This is a genomic window from Corallococcus terminator, assembly GCF_003611635.1.
Classification (GTDB): Bacteria; Myxococcota; Myxococcia; order Myxococcales; family Myxococcaceae; genus Corallococcus; species Corallococcus terminator.
In genome coordinates, this window is the sequence record NZ_RAVZ01000674.1 from 1 (window position 1) to 1,527 (window position 1,527).

General features: G+C 64.5%; 3 protein-coding genes. All 3 read right to left on the bottom strand.

The features are described 5' to 3' along the window. Window positions 1-173 precede the first annotated feature (173 nt). Window positions 174-398, bottom strand: coding sequence for a hypothetical protein (locus tag D7V88_RS41395; protein WP_120545947.1), 225 nt, complete (start codon window positions 396-398; stop codon window positions 174-176). A 155-nt stretch (window positions 399-553) separates the two neighbouring features. Further along, window positions 554-940, bottom strand: coding sequence for a hypothetical protein (locus D7V88_RS41400; RefSeq protein WP_120545948.1), 387 nt, complete (start codon window positions 938-940; stop codon window positions 554-556). Window positions 941-1,145: 205 nt separating this feature from the next. Next, a partial coding sequence (locus D7V88_RS41405) for a M24 family metallopeptidase (protein WP_120545949.1) occupies window positions 1,146-1,527 on the bottom strand: 382 nt, incomplete at its 5' end.

Genomic DNA, 1,527 nt, shown 5'->3' on the forward strand with positions numbered 1-1,527 from the left:
ATACAGCTCTGCTCATACAATCCGAGCTTCACCGTGGCCGAGCCCTGACTCATCGTCTTGATGCAATCCTCGGCCCCCTGCGCCGTTCCCTGAGACAGACACAGCCAGACCAGACACAGCCCCGCCATCATCTTCTTCATGTGGTTCGCCCTCCGTTGGGTTTCGAGTCAGGGCTACAGCAGCGGCTTGCTGGCGGTCTCGGATGCCTTCGTGTCCACCTTCTTGTTCTTCGGCTCCTGCCTGGCGGCCTTGTCCTCCTCGAGCGTGAGCGTCTTGGGCTCGGCCGACTTGGACTGCTCGGGAGGAGCCGTCTTCGCGGCGGTGGGAGGAGGCGTCTTGTCCGCGGCGAATGCTCCGGACGTGACACAGACAAGGCACAACGTCACCCAGCTCTTCATGGGAACGATTCCTTTCAAGACTGAAGTGATTCACGGGCCCCATGAATGACGGGAAGCCCCACCACGGCGGGCCCACGCGCACTGTCACCGCGTGGCACCCGATTCACAATCACCCTGACAGGAGGGTTGCTGTTGCGATGCGAACAGCGAAAATGCTACCGGGCGCTCCGCTGCAAGTAGAGCGCGAACGGCACCTGGGTGATGGCCTCGCCGGAGAGCGGAACCTCCAGCGTGCCGTCATACCGCGCGGGCCTGCGGCCCTTCGAGACGGCCTCGGGCTGGATGGTGATGCTCATCCCCACCTTCAGGAACGGCTCCCGTGAGTCTTCCGCCTCGGGCGCCTTCAGCCCGAAGTAGAGGTCCAACTCGTAGCGCTGGGTCAGCTCGTTGGCGCGGAACGCCGCGCGCTCCACGAGCAGTTTCTCGTCCAGCTTCTTCAGGACGCCGGGGATGAAGTCCACCTGGAACGTCCCCTCCAGGGTCTGGATGACATCCTGGACGCTCTTGAGCGACTGAGGGTCGACGGCGATATCGAGTGCCATTGCGCGCCTCCGGAAAGTCTGGGCCAGGACGGGGGTGATAGCGCACAACCCACACGCGGATGAAGTCCTCGTGACGGTGACGTCGACTCCGCGACAGGGATGAAACCCTCGTGTCGAGAAGTCGAGTGAGGAAGACCGTCTGACTTCAGGCGGTCCTCCCCCGGAAGAGGCCCCTGATGCTCCAGGGGCCTCGGTCAACGGGGACTCAGGGCACTGTGAGGATTTCGGCGCCCTGCTCGGTGACGAGCAGCGTGTGCTCGAACTGCGCGCTGCGGCTGCCGTCCGCGGTGACGGCGGTCCACCCGTCGTCCCACGTGCGGTGTCCCCAGCCACCCTGGTTGATCATCGGCTCGACGGTGAAAATCATGCCCGTCTGCATGACGGTGTCGGCCTCCGGCTCGTAGTAGTGCGGAATCTGGAGGGCCGTGTGGAACGTCTCTCCGATGCCGTGGCCGCAATAGGCGCGCACCACGCTCACGCCGTTCTTCGTGGCGTGCGCTTCAATCGCGCGGCCGATGTCGCTGACGGGACGGCCGGGCTTCACGGCGGCGAGGCCCTCGTTCAGGCACTCGCGAGTGATTCGCACC